Source organism: Aureimonas sp. AU40 (genome assembly GCF_001463785.1).
Taxonomy (GTDB): Bacteria; Pseudomonadota; Alphaproteobacteria; order Rhizobiales; family Rhizobiaceae; genus Aureimonas.
Window position 1 is genome coordinate 19,920 of the sequence record NZ_BBWL01000061.1, and the last position, 13,206, is coordinate 33,125.

Annotated in this window: 16 protein-coding genes and 1 pseudogene; 12 read left to right on the top strand and 5 right to left on the bottom strand. The window is 65.1% G+C overall.

The window, feature by feature from the left end; translation table 11 throughout:
* Nucleotides 1-203: 203 nt before the first annotated feature.
* The 6 genes and pseudogenes from AUL32_RS23725 (at nucleotide 204) to AUL32_RS26350 (ending at nucleotide 3,262) form a co-directional block, all read left to right on the top strand.
* Nucleotides 204-641 carry a DUF2382 domain-containing protein gene (locus tag AUL32_RS23725; RefSeq protein WP_062120897.1) on the top strand — a complete coding sequence of 146 codons (438 nt, stop codon included), beginning with the start codon at nucleotides 204-206 and terminating at the stop codon, nucleotides 639-641.
* A 4-nt stretch (nucleotides 642-645) separates the two neighbouring features.
* Nucleotides 646-1,593 carry a YsnF/AvaK domain-containing protein gene (locus tag AUL32_RS23730; protein WP_244498036.1) on the top strand — a complete coding sequence of 316 codons (948 nt, stop codon included), beginning with the start codon at nucleotides 646-648 and terminating at the stop codon, nucleotides 1,591-1,593.
* A 70-nt stretch (nucleotides 1,594-1,663) separates the two neighbouring features.
* Entirely contained in the window at nucleotides 1,664-2,164 is a 501-nt protein-coding gene (locus AUL32_RS23735; RefSeq protein ID WP_062120900.1) for a YidB family protein, read from the top strand.
* Nucleotides 2,124-2,516, top strand: a pseudogene (locus AUL32_RS26490) (aquaporin); the annotation flags it as partial. The gene AUL32_RS23735 and the pseudogene AUL32_RS26490, both read left to right, overlap by 41 nt.
* A 70-nt stretch (nucleotides 2,517-2,586) precedes the next feature.
* Nucleotides 2,587-2,907 (top strand): diguanylate cyclase domain-containing protein, encoded by a 321-nt coding sequence (locus AUL32_RS26345; RefSeq protein WP_192847524.1) that lies wholly within the window; start codon nucleotides 2,587-2,589, stop codon nucleotides 2,905-2,907.
* A gap of 10 nt (nucleotides 2,908-2,917) precedes the next feature.
* On the top strand, nucleotides 2,918-3,262 hold the full coding sequence (locus AUL32_RS26350; protein ID WP_062120906.1) for a diguanylate cyclase domain-containing protein: 345 nt from the start codon (nucleotides 2,918-2,920) through the stop codon (nucleotides 3,260-3,262).
* Here the strand turns inward: AUL32_RS26350 and AUL32_RS23750 are convergent.
* Complete coding sequence (locus AUL32_RS23750; protein ID WP_062120909.1) at nucleotides 3,236-4,297, bottom strand: SDR family oxidoreductase; 1,062 nt, start codon at nucleotides 4,295-4,297, stop codon at nucleotides 3,236-3,238. The genes AUL32_RS26350 and AUL32_RS23750 overlap by 27 nt on opposite strands.
* Nucleotides 4,298-4,394: 97 nt before the next feature.
* Here AUL32_RS23750 and AUL32_RS23755 point away from each other — a divergent pair, with 97 nt between their 5' ends.
* A complete protein-coding gene (locus tag AUL32_RS23755; RefSeq protein WP_062120912.1) occupies nucleotides 4,395-4,775 on the top strand; it encodes a winged helix-turn-helix transcriptional regulator in 381 nt (126 codons plus the stop codon).
* Nucleotides 4,776-4,999: 224 nt separating this feature from the next.
* Here AUL32_RS23755 and AUL32_RS23760 read toward each other — a convergent pair whose 3' ends face one another.
* On the bottom strand, nucleotides 5,000-5,977 hold the full coding sequence (locus tag AUL32_RS23760) for a LysR family transcriptional regulator (protein ID WP_244498037.1): 978 nt from the start codon (nucleotides 5,975-5,977) through the stop codon (nucleotides 5,000-5,002).
* On the opposite strand from AUL32_RS23760, the gene AUL32_RS23765 reads away from it, so the two are divergent.
* Complete coding sequence (locus tag AUL32_RS23765) at nucleotides 5,976-6,455, top strand: DMT family transporter (RefSeq protein WP_062120914.1); 480 nt, start codon at nucleotides 5,976-5,978, stop codon at nucleotides 6,453-6,455. The two genes, AUL32_RS23760 and AUL32_RS23765, sit on opposite strands and share 2 nt — an antisense overlap.
* A gap of 193 nt (nucleotides 6,456-6,648) precedes the next feature.
* The gene (locus AUL32_RS23770; protein WP_062120917.1) at nucleotides 6,649-7,080 is read left to right on the top strand and encodes a GNAT family N-acetyltransferase; all 432 of its coding nucleotides are present in this window, start codon (nucleotides 6,649-6,651) and stop codon (nucleotides 7,078-7,080) included.
* A gap of 691 nt (nucleotides 7,081-7,771) precedes the next feature.
* Here the strand turns inward: AUL32_RS23770 and AUL32_RS26495 are convergent.
* Nucleotides 7,772-8,035: an HAD family hydrolase gene (locus tag AUL32_RS26495; protein WP_082639153.1), complete on the bottom strand. Its 264-nt coding sequence runs from the start codon at nucleotides 8,033-8,035 to the stop codon at nucleotides 7,772-7,774.
* Nucleotides 8,036-8,947: 912 nt separating this feature from the next.
* Here AUL32_RS26495 and AUL32_RS23780 point away from each other — a divergent pair.
* Genes AUL32_RS23780 through AUL32_RS23790 form a run of 3 tightly spaced genes read left to right on the top strand, consistent with a single transcriptional unit; the run spans nucleotide 8,948 to nucleotide 11,383 of the window.
* A complete protein-coding gene (locus tag AUL32_RS23780; RefSeq protein WP_244493254.1) occupies nucleotides 8,948-9,340 on the top strand; it encodes a MarR family winged helix-turn-helix transcriptional regulator in 393 nt (130 codons plus the stop codon).
* A complete protein-coding gene (locus AUL32_RS23785) occupies nucleotides 9,337-10,050 on the top strand; it encodes an SDR family NAD(P)-dependent oxidoreductase (RefSeq protein ID WP_062120919.1) in 714 nt (237 codons plus the stop codon). The genes AUL32_RS23780 and AUL32_RS23785 overlap by 4 nt, the downstream gene beginning before the upstream one ends.
* Before the next feature lies 1 nt (nucleotide 10,051).
* Nucleotides 10,052-11,383: an NAD(P)/FAD-dependent oxidoreductase gene (locus tag AUL32_RS23790; protein WP_061973681.1), complete on the top strand. Its 1,332-nt coding sequence runs from the start codon at nucleotides 10,052-10,054 to the stop codon at nucleotides 11,381-11,383.
* Nucleotides 11,384-11,555: 172 nt separating this feature from the next.
* Here the strand turns inward: AUL32_RS23790 and rnhA are convergent, their stop codons facing one another.
* Together rnhA and AUL32_RS23800 are read right to left on the bottom strand one after the other, a co-directional pair.
* Nucleotides 11,556-12,038 (bottom strand): ribonuclease HI, encoded by a 483-nt coding sequence (gene rnhA, locus AUL32_RS23795; RefSeq protein ID WP_062120922.1) that lies wholly within the window; start codon nucleotides 12,036-12,038, stop codon nucleotides 11,556-11,558.
* A 194-nt stretch (nucleotides 12,039-12,232) separates the two neighbouring features.
* On the bottom strand, nucleotides 12,233-13,180 hold the full coding sequence (locus AUL32_RS23800) for an ABC transporter substrate-binding protein (protein ID WP_061973677.1): 948 nt from the start codon (nucleotides 13,178-13,180) through the stop codon (nucleotides 12,233-12,235).
* Between the last annotated feature and the right edge of the window lie 26 nt (nucleotides 13,181-13,206).

A 13,206-nucleotide genomic window follows, 5' to 3' on the forward strand; every position in this document is an offset into this window, starting at 1 on the left:
GTCGGCCCGCTGTCCCGAAATCCGAAAGTCACTGCCATGACCGACCACGCCAGTTCCGTCCGCGATACGACGGGATCCGTCCATGCCGCCACCGCCGACCGCATCGTCCCGACGCGTCGCCGCGTCTGACAATCGACGTCACGAGGCTGGTGGTCAGCAACCGCCAGCCTTGAGCGATCCACGTTGCCCATCGGAGCCGAGCCATGATCGACCAAGACCCGGTCTGCGAGACGGAGGTCGTTAGGGCGACCGACACGATCGAACTCTTGGAAGAGTTCGCCGTGGTTTCCAAACGGGTCGTGACCACAGGGTCGCTGTCGGTCCGGACCGTGACCGAGTCCTTCGACGAGGAGGTCGCAGCGGACCTGTCGGGCACGAAGGCCGTGGTCGAACGGGTCGCCATCGACCGCATCGTCGAGACGATCCCGCAAACGCGCGTCGAGGGCAATGTCACAATCGTCCCGGTGTTCGAGGAGGTGCTCGTCGTCGAACGACGCATCCGCCTCGTCGAGGAACTCCACATCCGCCACGAGACGACGAGCGAGAGCGTTCGGCTGCCCGTGTCGGTTCGAAGGCAGCGGGCCGTCATCGAGCGGCTCCCCGTCGGCAGTCCAGCCATCACCCAGCCCAATGAGGAATGAACCCATGTCCAACATTTCCGCCAGCGAAGGCATGACTTTCAGCCAGACCGTCACCGCCTTCTTCGACAGCCGAAGCGACGCCGATGCGGCGATCGAGCGGATCGTCGCGGCAGGCGTATCCCGCAGCGCGATCAAGATCGTGGACGGCGCCGAGACCAGCACCTCCCCTGCGACCACAGCGCCGATCCACGAACGCAGTTTCTTCGAGTCCCTGGGCGACTTCTTCATGCCCGACGAGGACCGCCACTCCTATGCGGAGGGCCTGCGCCGGGGCGGTTACCTCGTCTCGGTACCGACCACCGTCGGTAACCGCGACGCGATCCTCGATATCCTTGACGACGAGGGCACGGTCGACATGGACAAGCGCGAGGCGAGCTGGAAGTCCGAGGGCTGGTCCGGCACTGAGACGGGCTACGTCGCACCGGTCCGTACGGAGTCCGCCATGGCGGTCGGCAGCGCCGGCTCGACGGAAAGCTCCGCGCGCACCGAGGACAGTGCCGCGCGTCGTTCGGCCCATCTCGGCACCGCCGCCGACCGCGACGGCACCATCGAGGTCATGGAAGAGAACCTGAAGGTGGGCAAGCGCGACGTCAGCCACGGCCGGGTGCGTGTCCGCTCCTATGTCGTGGAGGAAGCGGTCAGTCAGGACGTGAACCTGCGCAGCGAGCGTATCGACATCCAGCGCCGCGTCGTCGATCGTCCCGTCGCCAGCTTCGACGATGCATTCAAGGACCAGACGATCGAGTTGGAGGAGACCGCCGAGGAGGCTGTGGTCTCGAAGACCGCTCGCGTCGTCGAGGAGATCGATCTCGCCAAGCATGTGTCCGACCGTACGGAAACGGTGTCCGACACGGTTCGCCGCACCGAGGTCGACATCCAGGATGAGCGCACGGGCAAGTTACGGACGGACGAAGGCCTGACCGCCGAAGAGCGGGCCCGCCGCGGCGTTTAAGACCTATTTCGAACAGGGTCGGCGCACGCGCCGACCCTGCCCGTTTTGCCCTCTTTCAAGGAACATCGCCATGGGACTTCTCGATCAGGTGTTGAGCGGAGCCCTGGGCTCACGCGCAGGCCAGCAACAGGGCGGCTCGTCGCCGCTGATGACGGCGCTGATGGCACTTCTCTCGTCCGGGGCGCTGTCCGGGGCCATGGGTCGCCAGGGTGCCGGGGGAACCGGAGGCCTCGGCGATCTGCTCGGCGGCTTGACCGGAGGCGGAAACCCCGGGTCCATGTCGATGCCGGGCGGCGGCATGGGCGGCCTTGGCAGCCTCGTCCAAAGCTTCCAACGTGCAGGGCACGGCGACATTCTTCAGTCGTGGATGGGGCCGGACCAGAACCATGAGATCTCACCAAACCAGCTCGGCGAGGCCATCGGTCATGGAACGGTCGACGACCTTTCCCGGCAGACGGGAATGGAGCGAGGCGATCTCCTGACAGAACTGTCCAGGGTCCTGCCGGGTGTCGTAGACCGGATGACACCGCATGGGCGAATGCCGAACGACGACGAAATGGCGAAGTGGTGACGCCGACAGAACGGGACCCGCTGCCGTTCCTGGCTCCGGTGCCGCTGATGTCCGCGCCCTGGCCGAGTTCGTCGGCACGTTCATCCTCGTGCTTGTTGGCACAGCCGTCGCGACAGCGGACACCCAGGGCGACAACACCGCCGCTCCGGCCTACGGACCCCTATCCATTGCCCTGTCGTTCGGCTTGGCGCTGATCGCCATAGTCGGTGCTCTTTGGCATATCAGCGGCGCCCACGTGAACCCCGCCGTGACCATTGGGCTGGCCGTCGCCGGCAAGTTCCCTTGGCCGAAGGTGCCGATCTCTGTCCTGGCACAAGTCGCTGGCGACATTCTCGCTGGCTTGGTTGTTTGGGCTACCTACGGCATCGATGCCTATGTCGTCGCCCAAGTTCGACTGCCTGAGCCTCTCTCAGCGCGAGGAAGTGGATGCCGATCTCGTCTCGGTGTTCGGCGATCTCGTACCCGTTCGCGTGCTGCGCAGCGACGTGCGGCTGGCGGGACGGCTGCGAACCGTCATCGCCTTTCGCGATCAGAGCGAGCGTCTGCGCAGAGAGGCACGTATTCGATCGCTTGCTTTCGCCGATGCGTTGCCTGGCCTTGCCAACCGTCCCCGCTTTCACGACACGCTCGCCGAACTAGTCGAACAGAACCAGGCGGGCGGCTTGCACTTCTCGCTTCTCGTCTTCGATCTGGATGGCTTCAAGAGCGTCAACGACGCGGCACGGGCATTCGGGCGGCGATGAGGTTCTGCGCGTGGCTGCCGAGCGCGTGCGGGCCCTCGTCGATCCGAGCCATCTTATCGCCCGGTTGGGCGGCGACGAGTTCGCCGTCCTTCTCCCTGGTAGCGCAGACCCTCTGGAGGGTAGATCGATCGGGCAAAGGATCATTCAGGCGGTCGAGACGCCCATCACGATCGAGCACCAGATCGCGCATATTTCGGCAAGCGTCGGCGTAATGCCCTCGCAGATCGAGCACGTCAGCATAGCCGATCTCATGTCTGGTGCAGAGAACGTGACGACGTGCTCAACCATCATGCGGTGCGTTCTAAATGCAGCGCTTTCTCGCGTCTCTTCACGGGATCAACCGATCGGCACGTAAGCGCTCGAAGAGGTCGATGAAGGCATCGTCCGTAGCCTGGTAGTCGAGGAAACCGAGCCGTCGGCTCTTGCCCATGTCCGTCACCACCTCGATCGGTCGACCGAGATCTGCGTCCGTGTGCCAAGGGGAGGCAAGGCGCGAGAGGTTGCGTTCGGTGAGCCCCTCCCGCTCGGCGATTTGTTGCCACACCGGCGCATCGTCCCTCATCTGATCCTCCAGCGGGCGCAGCGTCCCGTCGAAGGGGGCGGCCTGAAGCCCGAACCAATCGGCGATGCGGCCCCACATCCAGCTCCAGCGGAAGACGTCGCCGTTGACGATGTTGAAGTCCTCGTTCGCCGCTTCCGGCGTCGCGGCGGCCCAAAGAAGCTGCCGGGCGAGTTGGCGGGCGTCGGTCATGTCGGTGAGCCCATTCCACTGCGCGGCCGAGCCCGGGAAGCGGAAAGGTCGGCCGCGTTCACGGCAGAGGGTGGCATAGACAGCCAGCGTCGTGCCCATGTTCATCGCGTTGCCAACGGCCTTGCCGATCACCGTGTGGGGACGGTGGACGCTCCAGGTGAAGCCATCGCGCTTGGCGGCGGCGAAAACCTCGTCTTCCTGCGCGTAGTAAAAGTTCGGCACGTCCAGTCGGCCCTGAGACTCCCGGAACGGAGTCTGGGGCAAGGCACCTTTTCCATATGCCTCGAAGGGTCCGAGATAGTGCTTGAGGCCCGTGACCAGGGCAACATGGCGCACCGATCCGGCCGGCCGTAGTCCGTCGAGGAGATTGCGCACCATAGCCGAATTGACGCGGATGTTCTCAGCCTCGGTGTCCTGGCGCAGCCATGTCGTGATGAAGACCGCGTCCGGCTTCAGATCCTTCAGCGCGACCGCTGTGGCCGCAGCGTCCTGAAGGTCGGCTGCCACGGGCAGAACACCTGCCTGTTCGACGGGGCGGCGGGCGAGCCCGTGAACCGTCCAATCCTTCTCCAGAAGAAGCGCCGCCGTTGCGCTACCGACGATGCCGCTCGCACCCACAACCAATGCCGTTCGTGTCATGCCGTTGTCCTTCTCATGGGACCAAGAGCTAGGAGGGCTTGCGAGATGCGTCCAGACGGCACCATTTGGGGACATAGGCACCAAGAGGTACCCACCCATGCGACCCGGAACGCCCGACGAGGCTTGGCGCGAGGACTGCGCGCCGCGCCGCGTGCTCGAACTCTTCGCCACGAAGTGGACGAGCATGGTCCTGCATACGCTTCACGCACGCCATGGCGGGTCGGCGCGAACGGGCGTCCTCCTGCGCAGCCTGCCGGGCATCTCCAAGAAGATGCTGACGCAGACGCTGCGTGAGATGGAGGAGAGCGGACTCGTCACGCGGCATGTGGAAGGCACGATCCCACCCGCCGTTGAATACCGCCTGACCGATCTCGGGCTGCGATTCGTCGAGCCCGTCGAGCTTCTCTACGACTGGGGACGCGCGAACGCGGACGCGCTGGACTTGCTGCGCGCTCGGCGTTCATCGCGCAAGAGATAGGAGGCGCTCTTTTCGAGAACTGTCTCTCACAGATTCTGCGGCAGCACGCGTCAAGCCGACGCACCTTCGTGCTGCTGACGTTCGGACGTTCAGTACCCCCCGGTGCGGTCGACGGCACGTCAAAGAGCGATTTTGCTATGTGCTCGGCCCATTCGCCAAGGCTCCATCTGTGAGCCTCGAGCGGTGCACGATCGCTGTTGGTGCATGTCGACTACGCCGCGAGCTTAACAGCACTCTTGCACGAGGTTTCGCATCCAGCGATGCGCCTGATCCGCGTTCTTGCGCTCGTGCCAGACCTGCTTGAAGGAGAAAGTTGCGATCGGAAACGGCGGTTCGAAAACCGTGATTCCCGACAAGTTCTCAAAGGTCCCGAGCGCCCGGCTGGCGATCGTCAGAAGGAGGTCGGTGCCGTGCACGAGACGAGGTGCGGCACTCCAGTGCGGCAGAACCATCGCGATGTCACGAGTGACCCCGATTGACAGCAGTGCCGCGTCGATCTCCGTCGTCCCCTCTCCCGAGGTCGCAACGAGAATATGCGGCCGGGCGAGATAGGCGTCGAGATCCCAGATGGCCGCTGCCGGCGCATGTCCCGCGTCCGACAGGCAAAGGAAGGATTCCGTGAACAGCTCCTCGTGCTCGATCCGATCGGGCTGACTCGGGAAAACGCCGAAGGCCAGATCGATCTCGCCCTCCAGAACCTGACGCAGCATGGCCTCCCGGCCGGCTTGCGTGACGCTCAGGGAGACGTTGGGAGCAAAACGGCGCATGGCCCGCATCAGGGACGGCAGGACGACGGACGATCCGTAGTCCGACATCGCCAACCGAAAGGTCATGCGCTCGCTCGCCGGATCGAACGTTCCCGGCCCCACCACGTCGGCGATGTGTCGGATCGCCTGTGCCAGCGGCGGGCCAAGTTGCCTAGCCTTGGCGGACAGCGTGAGCCTGCGTCCCTGCCGTATCAGGAGGGGGTCCTCGAACAACTCCCGCAGGCGGCCGAGGGCGTGGCTGACAGCCGGCTGGCTCATATTGAGTCGGGCAGCCGCACGCGAAACGTGCTGCTCCGTCAGGAGGGCCTGGAGCACGACGAGGAGGTTCAGGTCGATCCCACGCAGACTATTCACATCGCTCATACCAAAGCTGCCAAGATCGAATTTCCATCCGTCCGCCTGATCGCATAGCGAGACGACATGGAGGTTCATCATGCAAGCCCATTCTCTTTTCCTGATCCTTTGCGCCATCGTGACCGGCGCGGCCGTGCCGTTTCAGGCCGGCGCGAACGCGGCCCTGGGCAGGACCCTCGGGCACCCTCTCTGGGCGACCTTGATGTCGCTCGCCATCAGCATGGCGTGCGTTCTGCCGCTCCTCCTCATCGCGAGAGTCGAGCTGCCGACCCTGTCGAACCTATCGCACGCGCCGCGGTGGATCTGGATCGGGGGCGTCGTCGGAGCGTTCTACGTGACCGGGGCTATACTGGTGGCGCCCCGGCTCGGCGCGGCCGGGTTCGTGACGGCGGTGATCGCCGGCCAGATGATCGCGTCCGTCGCGATTGACCATGGGGGCCTGATCAGCTTTCCCCAACGGACGATGACGCTTCAACGCCTGGCGGGACTCCTTCTGATCTTCGGCGGTCTGGTGGTGATGCAGGCGCAGACATTCAGCTCCCGAACGGGTCTCGAGTAGGAACACTGGCGGCGACGGCTCGCCACTTGTGTTGGCGTCCACCCACATCGCCCGGTCTCGAGCCGGTCTCCGACGAGAGAAGCTGCGGTCCGAGAACGCTTCATCCGCAGACGACCCTTCCAAGACCTTGCCAGCACCAGGATCGAAGCCCGATACAGCACGTCGTTCGCTTTCCTCAACCCCACGGTGCGACATGACACTCAGGATAACCATACCCGATACTCCGACTCAGGTGCATGAGCAGGCGATCTTGGACGTCTTGGTCCAGCACAACCAAAAGATGGCGGGTCCTTCCGGTTATCGTCCGGTCGCCTTGCTCCTGACCGACGAGAGCGGAGCAACAGTCGGCGGTCTGTACGGCAAGATTACCTACGACTGGCTCTTCGTGGAACTTCTTGCCGTACCTTCAGACCAACGTTCGCAAGGGCATGGAACAGACCTTATGGACAAGGCGGAGCATATCGCACGAGCGAGCGGCTGCATCGGCGTTTGGCTCGATACATACGAGTTCCAGGCACTCGGCTTCTACCGGAAACGTGGCTTCGAAGTGTTCGGCACGATCGAGGACCATCCAATCGGTCAGCGACGGTTTTTCCTGCGTAAGCAGCTCATACAGGACGCCTAAAGCAGCCTATCCGCCTGTGGTCCACCGACAGGCCACACTCAACCCTTATTTTCCCGAGGTCACGACAGCTCAGCGCATAGCGGCAGTACCGCCGCATGCAAAGCAGAATGATGTCAGGAGCAAAAGTGCCGGCCCTTGAACGCCAAACTCTTACCCAAAACCCTCACTGACCTCATGCCGATGCCGCGAAGGCTCCCACCGGCAGGGAGCGTCTGCAACGGAGCGCGCGGCTTTCAGTTCGAGGCGGCCACCGTGCTTCTGACCCGTGTTCGGGCATGGTCCTGGCTGAAGGCCCGAGCTGTGAATCCGGCTAGACGGCGCGGCATGAAACGAGCCCTCGTCGCGTTGTCCCGGCGACTATCCGTCATCTTTCACAGCATCTGGGTCGAGGGAAGCGAGTTCCGATGGACCCGGGCAACGGCGTGAGCAGGCCCTGAAAAAAGAACGCCTTCGGGAACGGAAACACCAGCCGAGCATCCGCACCCGCGGAAACGTGTCCCTTGCGGGACGGGAAACGAGGCAAGCTCGCACCGACTCTTGAGCCGAGCATGCCAATGGCACGACAGGCAAGCGCAACAGATCGAGCCGCCTCGCTCTATCCGATCCCATCATGGGAGGGGCGGGCCGGGTCGAGCCCGAAGAAAAGCGCGATCCGCAAGGGATCACACGTCAGTCAAGGTGAGACATAAGTTCAGGAGCGCTTGACCTCGACATGCCAAATAAAGAAGAGCGGTTTAGAGCGCTCGGCGTCGTCCGCCGCCTTCACCGCGTCGACGAGGTCGCGCACTCCGAGCCGATCCAGGTGCGGCTCGATTTCCTCGTTGGGACGGGAGGTCGCGAGGACGATCGTCCAGCCGTGATGTCGGGCCCGGCGGAACAGGGCCGCAACATCAGCGAACGGCTCGATGCGATCGGCGTAGCTTTCCTTATAGATGCGGCCGCGCGCCTGCGGGATCGCCTCGCCCTGCCGCTCGACGCCGTCCGGGTCAAGAAGGCGGGCATGAGCCTATCCGCGTCCTGCCTGTTACAAGTCCAAGTTTCCCTGTTGCTGTCTTAGGGAATATGAGGGCTGAGCCTTGGAAACACTGGCAGTCGGAAACCGCCCCCTTGTTCAGAACTCTGCTTGATGTCTGGTTATCCCTGTATATTCCCTATGAACAGCGAACCCGGCTTCGGAGAAAGGTTCGCTTGCGCCTCCTCCCTCCGCCATGACCAAACAGAACTTTATTCCCAACCGACTGTGTGGCAAGCACTTCCCCAGAAAATCGACATCCGCGCTAGGCCGGTCCCGTTATCTCGGGCTTTCCGGGGAACAAACCGGGAGACATTCGCGCAAACATGGCCGCGAAACCAAAGCTCAAATGGCTGACCCTGCGCGAGGGCATCTGGTACTACGAGCGCCGCGTCCCCGACCGCGACAAGGATCTCGATCCCCGCTCGAAGGTCCGGTTCAGTTGCGAGACCTCCGATTTCGGCGAAGCCGTCGCCGCGCGCGAGCGTTTGCACCGCATCGTCGAGGACCATTGGCGTTCGCTCCTCCACAGCGCAGGGCCCGACGCTCAGGAGCGCGATCGGGCGATCGTCGCCCACGCGCGCCTCGAAAGCTTCACCTTGGCCCCGGCTAAGGATCTCATGGAGCGATCTCGCGAAGAGCGGATCGCTCGCCTGGAAAGGATCGCTTCCAGCCTGGAAGGCAAGCCGACCACGAAGACGGGGACGGTTGACGATCAGCAGCGGTTCTCGGCCCTGATGGGAACGGCGGAGGAGCCGCCGATCCTGCTGTCGGACCTCGTCTCAGCATACGAAAAAGCGACGTATGATAAGCGGTTGAAGATGTCGGAAGCCCATCCGCAGCATCGACATCGCGGTGACGCGCGATTTCGATCGGTGGCTGGAATGTCTCGACGTCGCGCGCGGCACCCGCAAGATCACCACCCTCTTTCTGGTCGGCAATCATCCCGGCATCCGCCCCTCCCTGATCGCAGAGATCATCTTCAAGGACCGCTCGGCCATGGGCTGCGTCCTCGACGACATGGAAGGCCACGGGCCTCTCAGGCGCGAGGTGGCGGGCGACGATTCCAGGGCGCAGGAACCGTTCCTGACGCCAAAGGGCGAGGCGCTCGCCCTTCAGGTGCGCGCCATCGTGAAGGACTCGCGCGAGTTTTTCGCCGGCACCGACAACGCGGACTATGCCGAGTTGGTCAACCAGCTGCGGCGGATCTACTGGCGCATCGTCGCCAACAAGGGGGCCAGCGCGTGAGCCCGCGCCCCGCCGACGCCCCGGCCCGCGTCGCGCTGATCTCCGGCGCCTCGCGCGACATCGGCCTTGCCGTTGCCGAACGGCTGGCGAGCGAGGGCTGGCATCTCTCGCTCGGCATGCGCGAGCCGGCGCTGCCCGGTTTTGCCGACCCCGAACGCACCCCTCTCCAGCGCCACGAGGCGGCGGCGGACGGCGAGGCGGAGTGGGTGTCGGCGGCGCTCAGTCGGTTCGGCCGCGTTGACGCCATCGTCGCCAATGCCGGGCTTATGATCCCCAAAAGCGTGATCGACGCCGAGAACGAAGAGCTTGACGCGATGCTGGGGGTCAACGTCAAGGCCCCGCGCCGCCTCGCCAAGGCGGCTTTCGAGGCCTTGGCCGCCGGCGGCCAGGGCCGGGTGATCGTGCTTGCCTCGCTGTCGGGCCAGCGGGTGAAGTCGCCCGCCTCCAGCCTCTACGCCATGACCAAGTTCGCCGGCGTGGCGCTGGCGCACGACATTCGCCAGTCCGGGTTCGATCGGGGCATTCGCGCCACCGCCGTCTGCCCCAGCTTCGTCGCCACCGACACGGCCGCCACGATCACCGATCGCGAGCCGGCGGCCATGACGAGTGCTTCGGAACTCGCCGCCATCGTCTCCATGCTCGTCAACCTGTCCAACACCGCCAGCGTCGCCGAATTCGCCGTGAAGTGCCAGCTCGAGGAGAGCTTCTGATATGCCCGGTCCCTATGTCGATCCGTTCCACGGCGATGCCGACCTCCCCGAGAAGGTGGATGTGGTGGTCATCGGCGGGGGCATCATCGGCGCCTCCACGGCGCTGGAACTGGCCGAGCGCGGCGTCTCCGTCGCGCTGTGCGAGAAGGGCGGCATCGGCCACGAGCAGTCCAGCCGCAACTGGGGCTGGGTGCGCATCTCGCGCCGCGACCCGCGCGAGGTGCCGCTCATGGCCGAAGCCCTTCGCATCTGGCAGGGGCTGGACGAGCGCATCGGCCGCCCGACCGGCTACACCCGCGCCGGCATCGTCTTCACCTGCGCCGACGACCAGTCGATGGCCGAGCACGAGCGCTGGGGCCGCAATCTGGAGCCCTACCAGATCGAGCATCGCATGCTCTCGGCGAGCGAGTTGGATGACCTGCTTCCCAACTCGCGGATGACCGTGAAGGGCGGACTCTACACGCCGACCGACGGCCGCGCCGAGCCGCAGAAGGCCGCGCCTGCCATCGCGGAAGCCGCGCGCGAGCGCGGCGCGCATGTCCTGACCGAATGCGCCGTGCGTGGCATCGAGACCATGGGCGGGCGTGTTTCCGGCGTCGTCACCGAGCGCGGCTCGATCGCCTGCTCGCAGGTCGTGCTGGCGGGCGGCGCTTGGTCCAGCCTTTTCTCGAACCGCTTCGGCATCGACCTGCCGCAGTTGAAGGTGCTCAACAGCGTTCTGCGCACCAAGCCGCTGGAAGGCGGACCCGACCAGGCGATCTGGGCGAAGGACTTCGCCATCCGCAAGCGCCGAGACGGCGGCTACACCGTCGCCTCCGGCCACGAGAACGTGGTGGACATCGTGCCGGATACGTTCCGCCATGCGCGCGACTTCCTGCCCGCGCTGCGCGCCGAATGGCGCTCGCTGCGCTTTCGCGTCGGCGGCCGTTTCAGCGACGAGATGCGCATGGGCCGGCACTGGGCGCTCGATGAGGCCTCGCCCTTCGAGTACAACCGCGTTCTCGACCCCAAGCCCGTAAAGTCCATCGCCAACGGCGCCTTCAAGGCGCTGCGCGAGAACTTCCCCGTGTTCGAGAAGGCCGAGATCGCGCAGAGCTGGGGCGGCTATATCGACGTGACGCCCGACGCCGTGCCGGTGATCTCGCCCGTCGATGCCATTCCCGGCTTCCACATCGCCACCGGCTTTTCCGGCCATGGCTTCGGCATCGGCCCGGCCGCCGGGCGCCTGATGGCCGACATCGTCACGGATCGCCCGCCCCTGGTCGATCCCCACGCCTTCCGCTTCTCGCGCTTTTCCGACGGTTCGAAGGTCGAGCTCATCAGCGGATTCTAACTCCATCATCCCGGTGGCGCCGGGCCCGGGCTCGCGTGCAGGACCATTCCCCTGCCTGCCGCGCGACACTTCCAACGAGAAGGCCGGAGCGCGTCACCTCGACGATCGGCGCTTGTCATCGGTGCGAGAATGGGCGCTCAAGGCTTTCGGAAGCCCCGGCTCACAGCCTGACCTATTCCGCTCGTTTCCCCGCCGCGCTCGCCAGCCGATCCGCCTCTTCGTTGCCTTCATGCCCCGCGTGGCCCTTGATCCAGGTCCAGGCGATGGTTCGGCCGGCGGTCAGGGCGTCCAGTTCTTGCCAGAGGTCGCGGTTCTTCACCTTGGCGCCGGCGGCGTTCTTCCAGTTGCGGGACTTCCAGGGGCGCACCCATTCGGTGATGCCCTTGATCAGATACTGGCTGTCGCTGACGATCGTCGCCTCCCCGTCCGGAAAGGCCCGCAGCGCCTCGATCGCGGCCGTCATCTCCATGCGGTTGTTGGTGGTGCGCGGCGCGTGGCCGGTGAGGATTACGGGCTCGGCAAGGGCGCCGCTCTCGTCGCTCACGCGCACCACGGCGGCCCAACCGCCGGGGCCGAGATTGCCGGCGCAGGAGCCGTCCGTGTGGATCAGGAGATGGGGTACGGGCGGGCGTGGGAGAGGCGGCGTGTCGGACATTCGTCTTCTTGCGAACGCGAAAGGGTGCGGCTCGGCCGCCGGGAGATCAGTGGCGCTCTTGCGGGCGCCTGCAGCGCGAAGAGGCCCGTTTCGCTTGGCTCTGGCAAGGCCGCCTCACCACGGAGCGATGGCCGGGCCACCGAATGAAGCCCATGGCCGGGCGAACCCGGCCATGAACGCGTTTCAGGACCCGGTCAGAACGGGCTGTCGGGGAAGTAGAAGTCCTTGGCGTTCTCGGAGGTGACGAGGGTCGAGCCGATGATGAACTTGCCGGACACGGGCGTGGGCGAGACGAGGCCGACCGCCGTGACCTCGATCGCGGTCGCGATCATCGAGGGCGGGTAGGTCACGTTGGCCGGGACCATCTTGTCACCGTCCATGGCGCGCTTGATCATCTCCTTCATGCCGGCGCCGCCCAGCACGAACTGCACGTCCTTGCGCCCGGCCGCCTCGATCGCGGCCAGGACGCCGACGGCCATGTCGTCGTCCGACGCCCAGACCGCGTCGATCTTGGGATATTTCGACAGGAAGTCCTGCATCACCGTGAAGGCGGTGTCGCGGTTCCAGTTGCCATGCTCCATGCCGAGGATTTCGATGTTCTTGCCCTCGACGGCCTTCTGGAAGCCGGCCACGCGCTCGTTGTCGATCGTGGTCGGAATGCCGCGCAGGACGACGACCTTGCCGCCGCTCGGCAGTTTCGAGGCCATGTATTCTCCGGAGACGCGGCCAAAGCCGGGATTGTCGCCGGCGACATAGAGGTTCTCGATCCCCTCCACCGACAGGCCGCGATCCACCACCGTCACCCAGGCGCCGGACGCCTTGACGTTCTGCACCGGGCCGGTCAGCGGCTCGGACTCGAAGGGCAGCACCACCAGCGCGTTGATCTTGCGCGTGGCGAGCATGTCCTCGATGTCGTTGACCTGCTTGGCGGGGTCGGAGGCGGTGGCCAGCACGAAGTCGAGCTGGGGATAGGTGGTCTTCAGCCGCTCGATGGCGGACTGCGCGAAGTAGTTCATGCCGCCGGCCCAGCCATGGGTCGCGGCGGGAATGGAGACGCCGACCACCTTCTTGGCCGCGTCCTGCGCCCAGGCGGGCACGGACAAGGCAAGGGTGAGCGCCAATGCGGGCAAGAGATGTTTCATAAGGTTGGTCCTCCCGTTCGTTGAAT

Bases quoted from the DNA above. Each gene is read 5' to 3' on its own strand.
- AUL32_RS23725 (WP_062120897.1), top strand. From the start codon at position 204: ATGATCGACCAAGACCCGGTCTGCGAGACGGAGGTCGTTAGGGCGACC.
- AUL32_RS23730 (WP_244498036.1), top strand. From the start codon at position 646: ATGTCCAACATTTCCGCCAGCGAAGGCATGACTTTCAGCCAGACCGTC.
- AUL32_RS23735 (WP_062120900.1), top strand. From the start codon at position 1,664: ATGGGACTTCTCGATCAGGTGTTGAGCGGAGCCCTGGGCTCACGCGCA.
- AUL32_RS23750 (WP_062120909.1), bottom strand. From the start codon at position 4,297: ATGACACGAACGGCATTGGTTGTGGGTGCGAGCGGCATCGTCGGTAGC.
- AUL32_RS23755 (WP_062120912.1), top strand. From the start codon at position 4,395: ATGCGACCCGGAACGCCCGACGAGGCTTGGCGCGAGGACTGCGCGCCG.
- AUL32_RS23765 (WP_062120914.1), top strand. From the start codon at position 5,976: ATGCAAGCCCATTCTCTTTTCCTGATCCTTTGCGCCATCGTGACCGGC.
- AUL32_RS23760 (WP_244498037.1), bottom strand. From the start codon at position 5,977: ATGATGAACCTCCATGTCGTCTCGCTATGCGATCAGGCGGACGGATGG.
- AUL32_RS23770 (WP_062120917.1), top strand. From the start codon at position 6,649: ATGACACTCAGGATAACCATACCCGATACTCCGACTCAGGTGCATGAG.
- AUL32_RS23790 (WP_061973681.1), top strand. From the start codon at position 10,052: ATGCCCGGTCCCTATGTCGATCCGTTCCACGGCGATGCCGACCTCCCC.
- rnhA (WP_062120922.1), bottom strand. From the start codon at position 12,038: ATGTCCGACACGCCGCCTCTCCCACGCCCGCCCGTACCCCATCTCCTG.
- AUL32_RS23800 (WP_061973677.1), bottom strand. From the start codon at position 13,180: ATGAAACATCTCTTGCCCGCATTGGCGCTCACCCTTGCCTTGTCCGTG.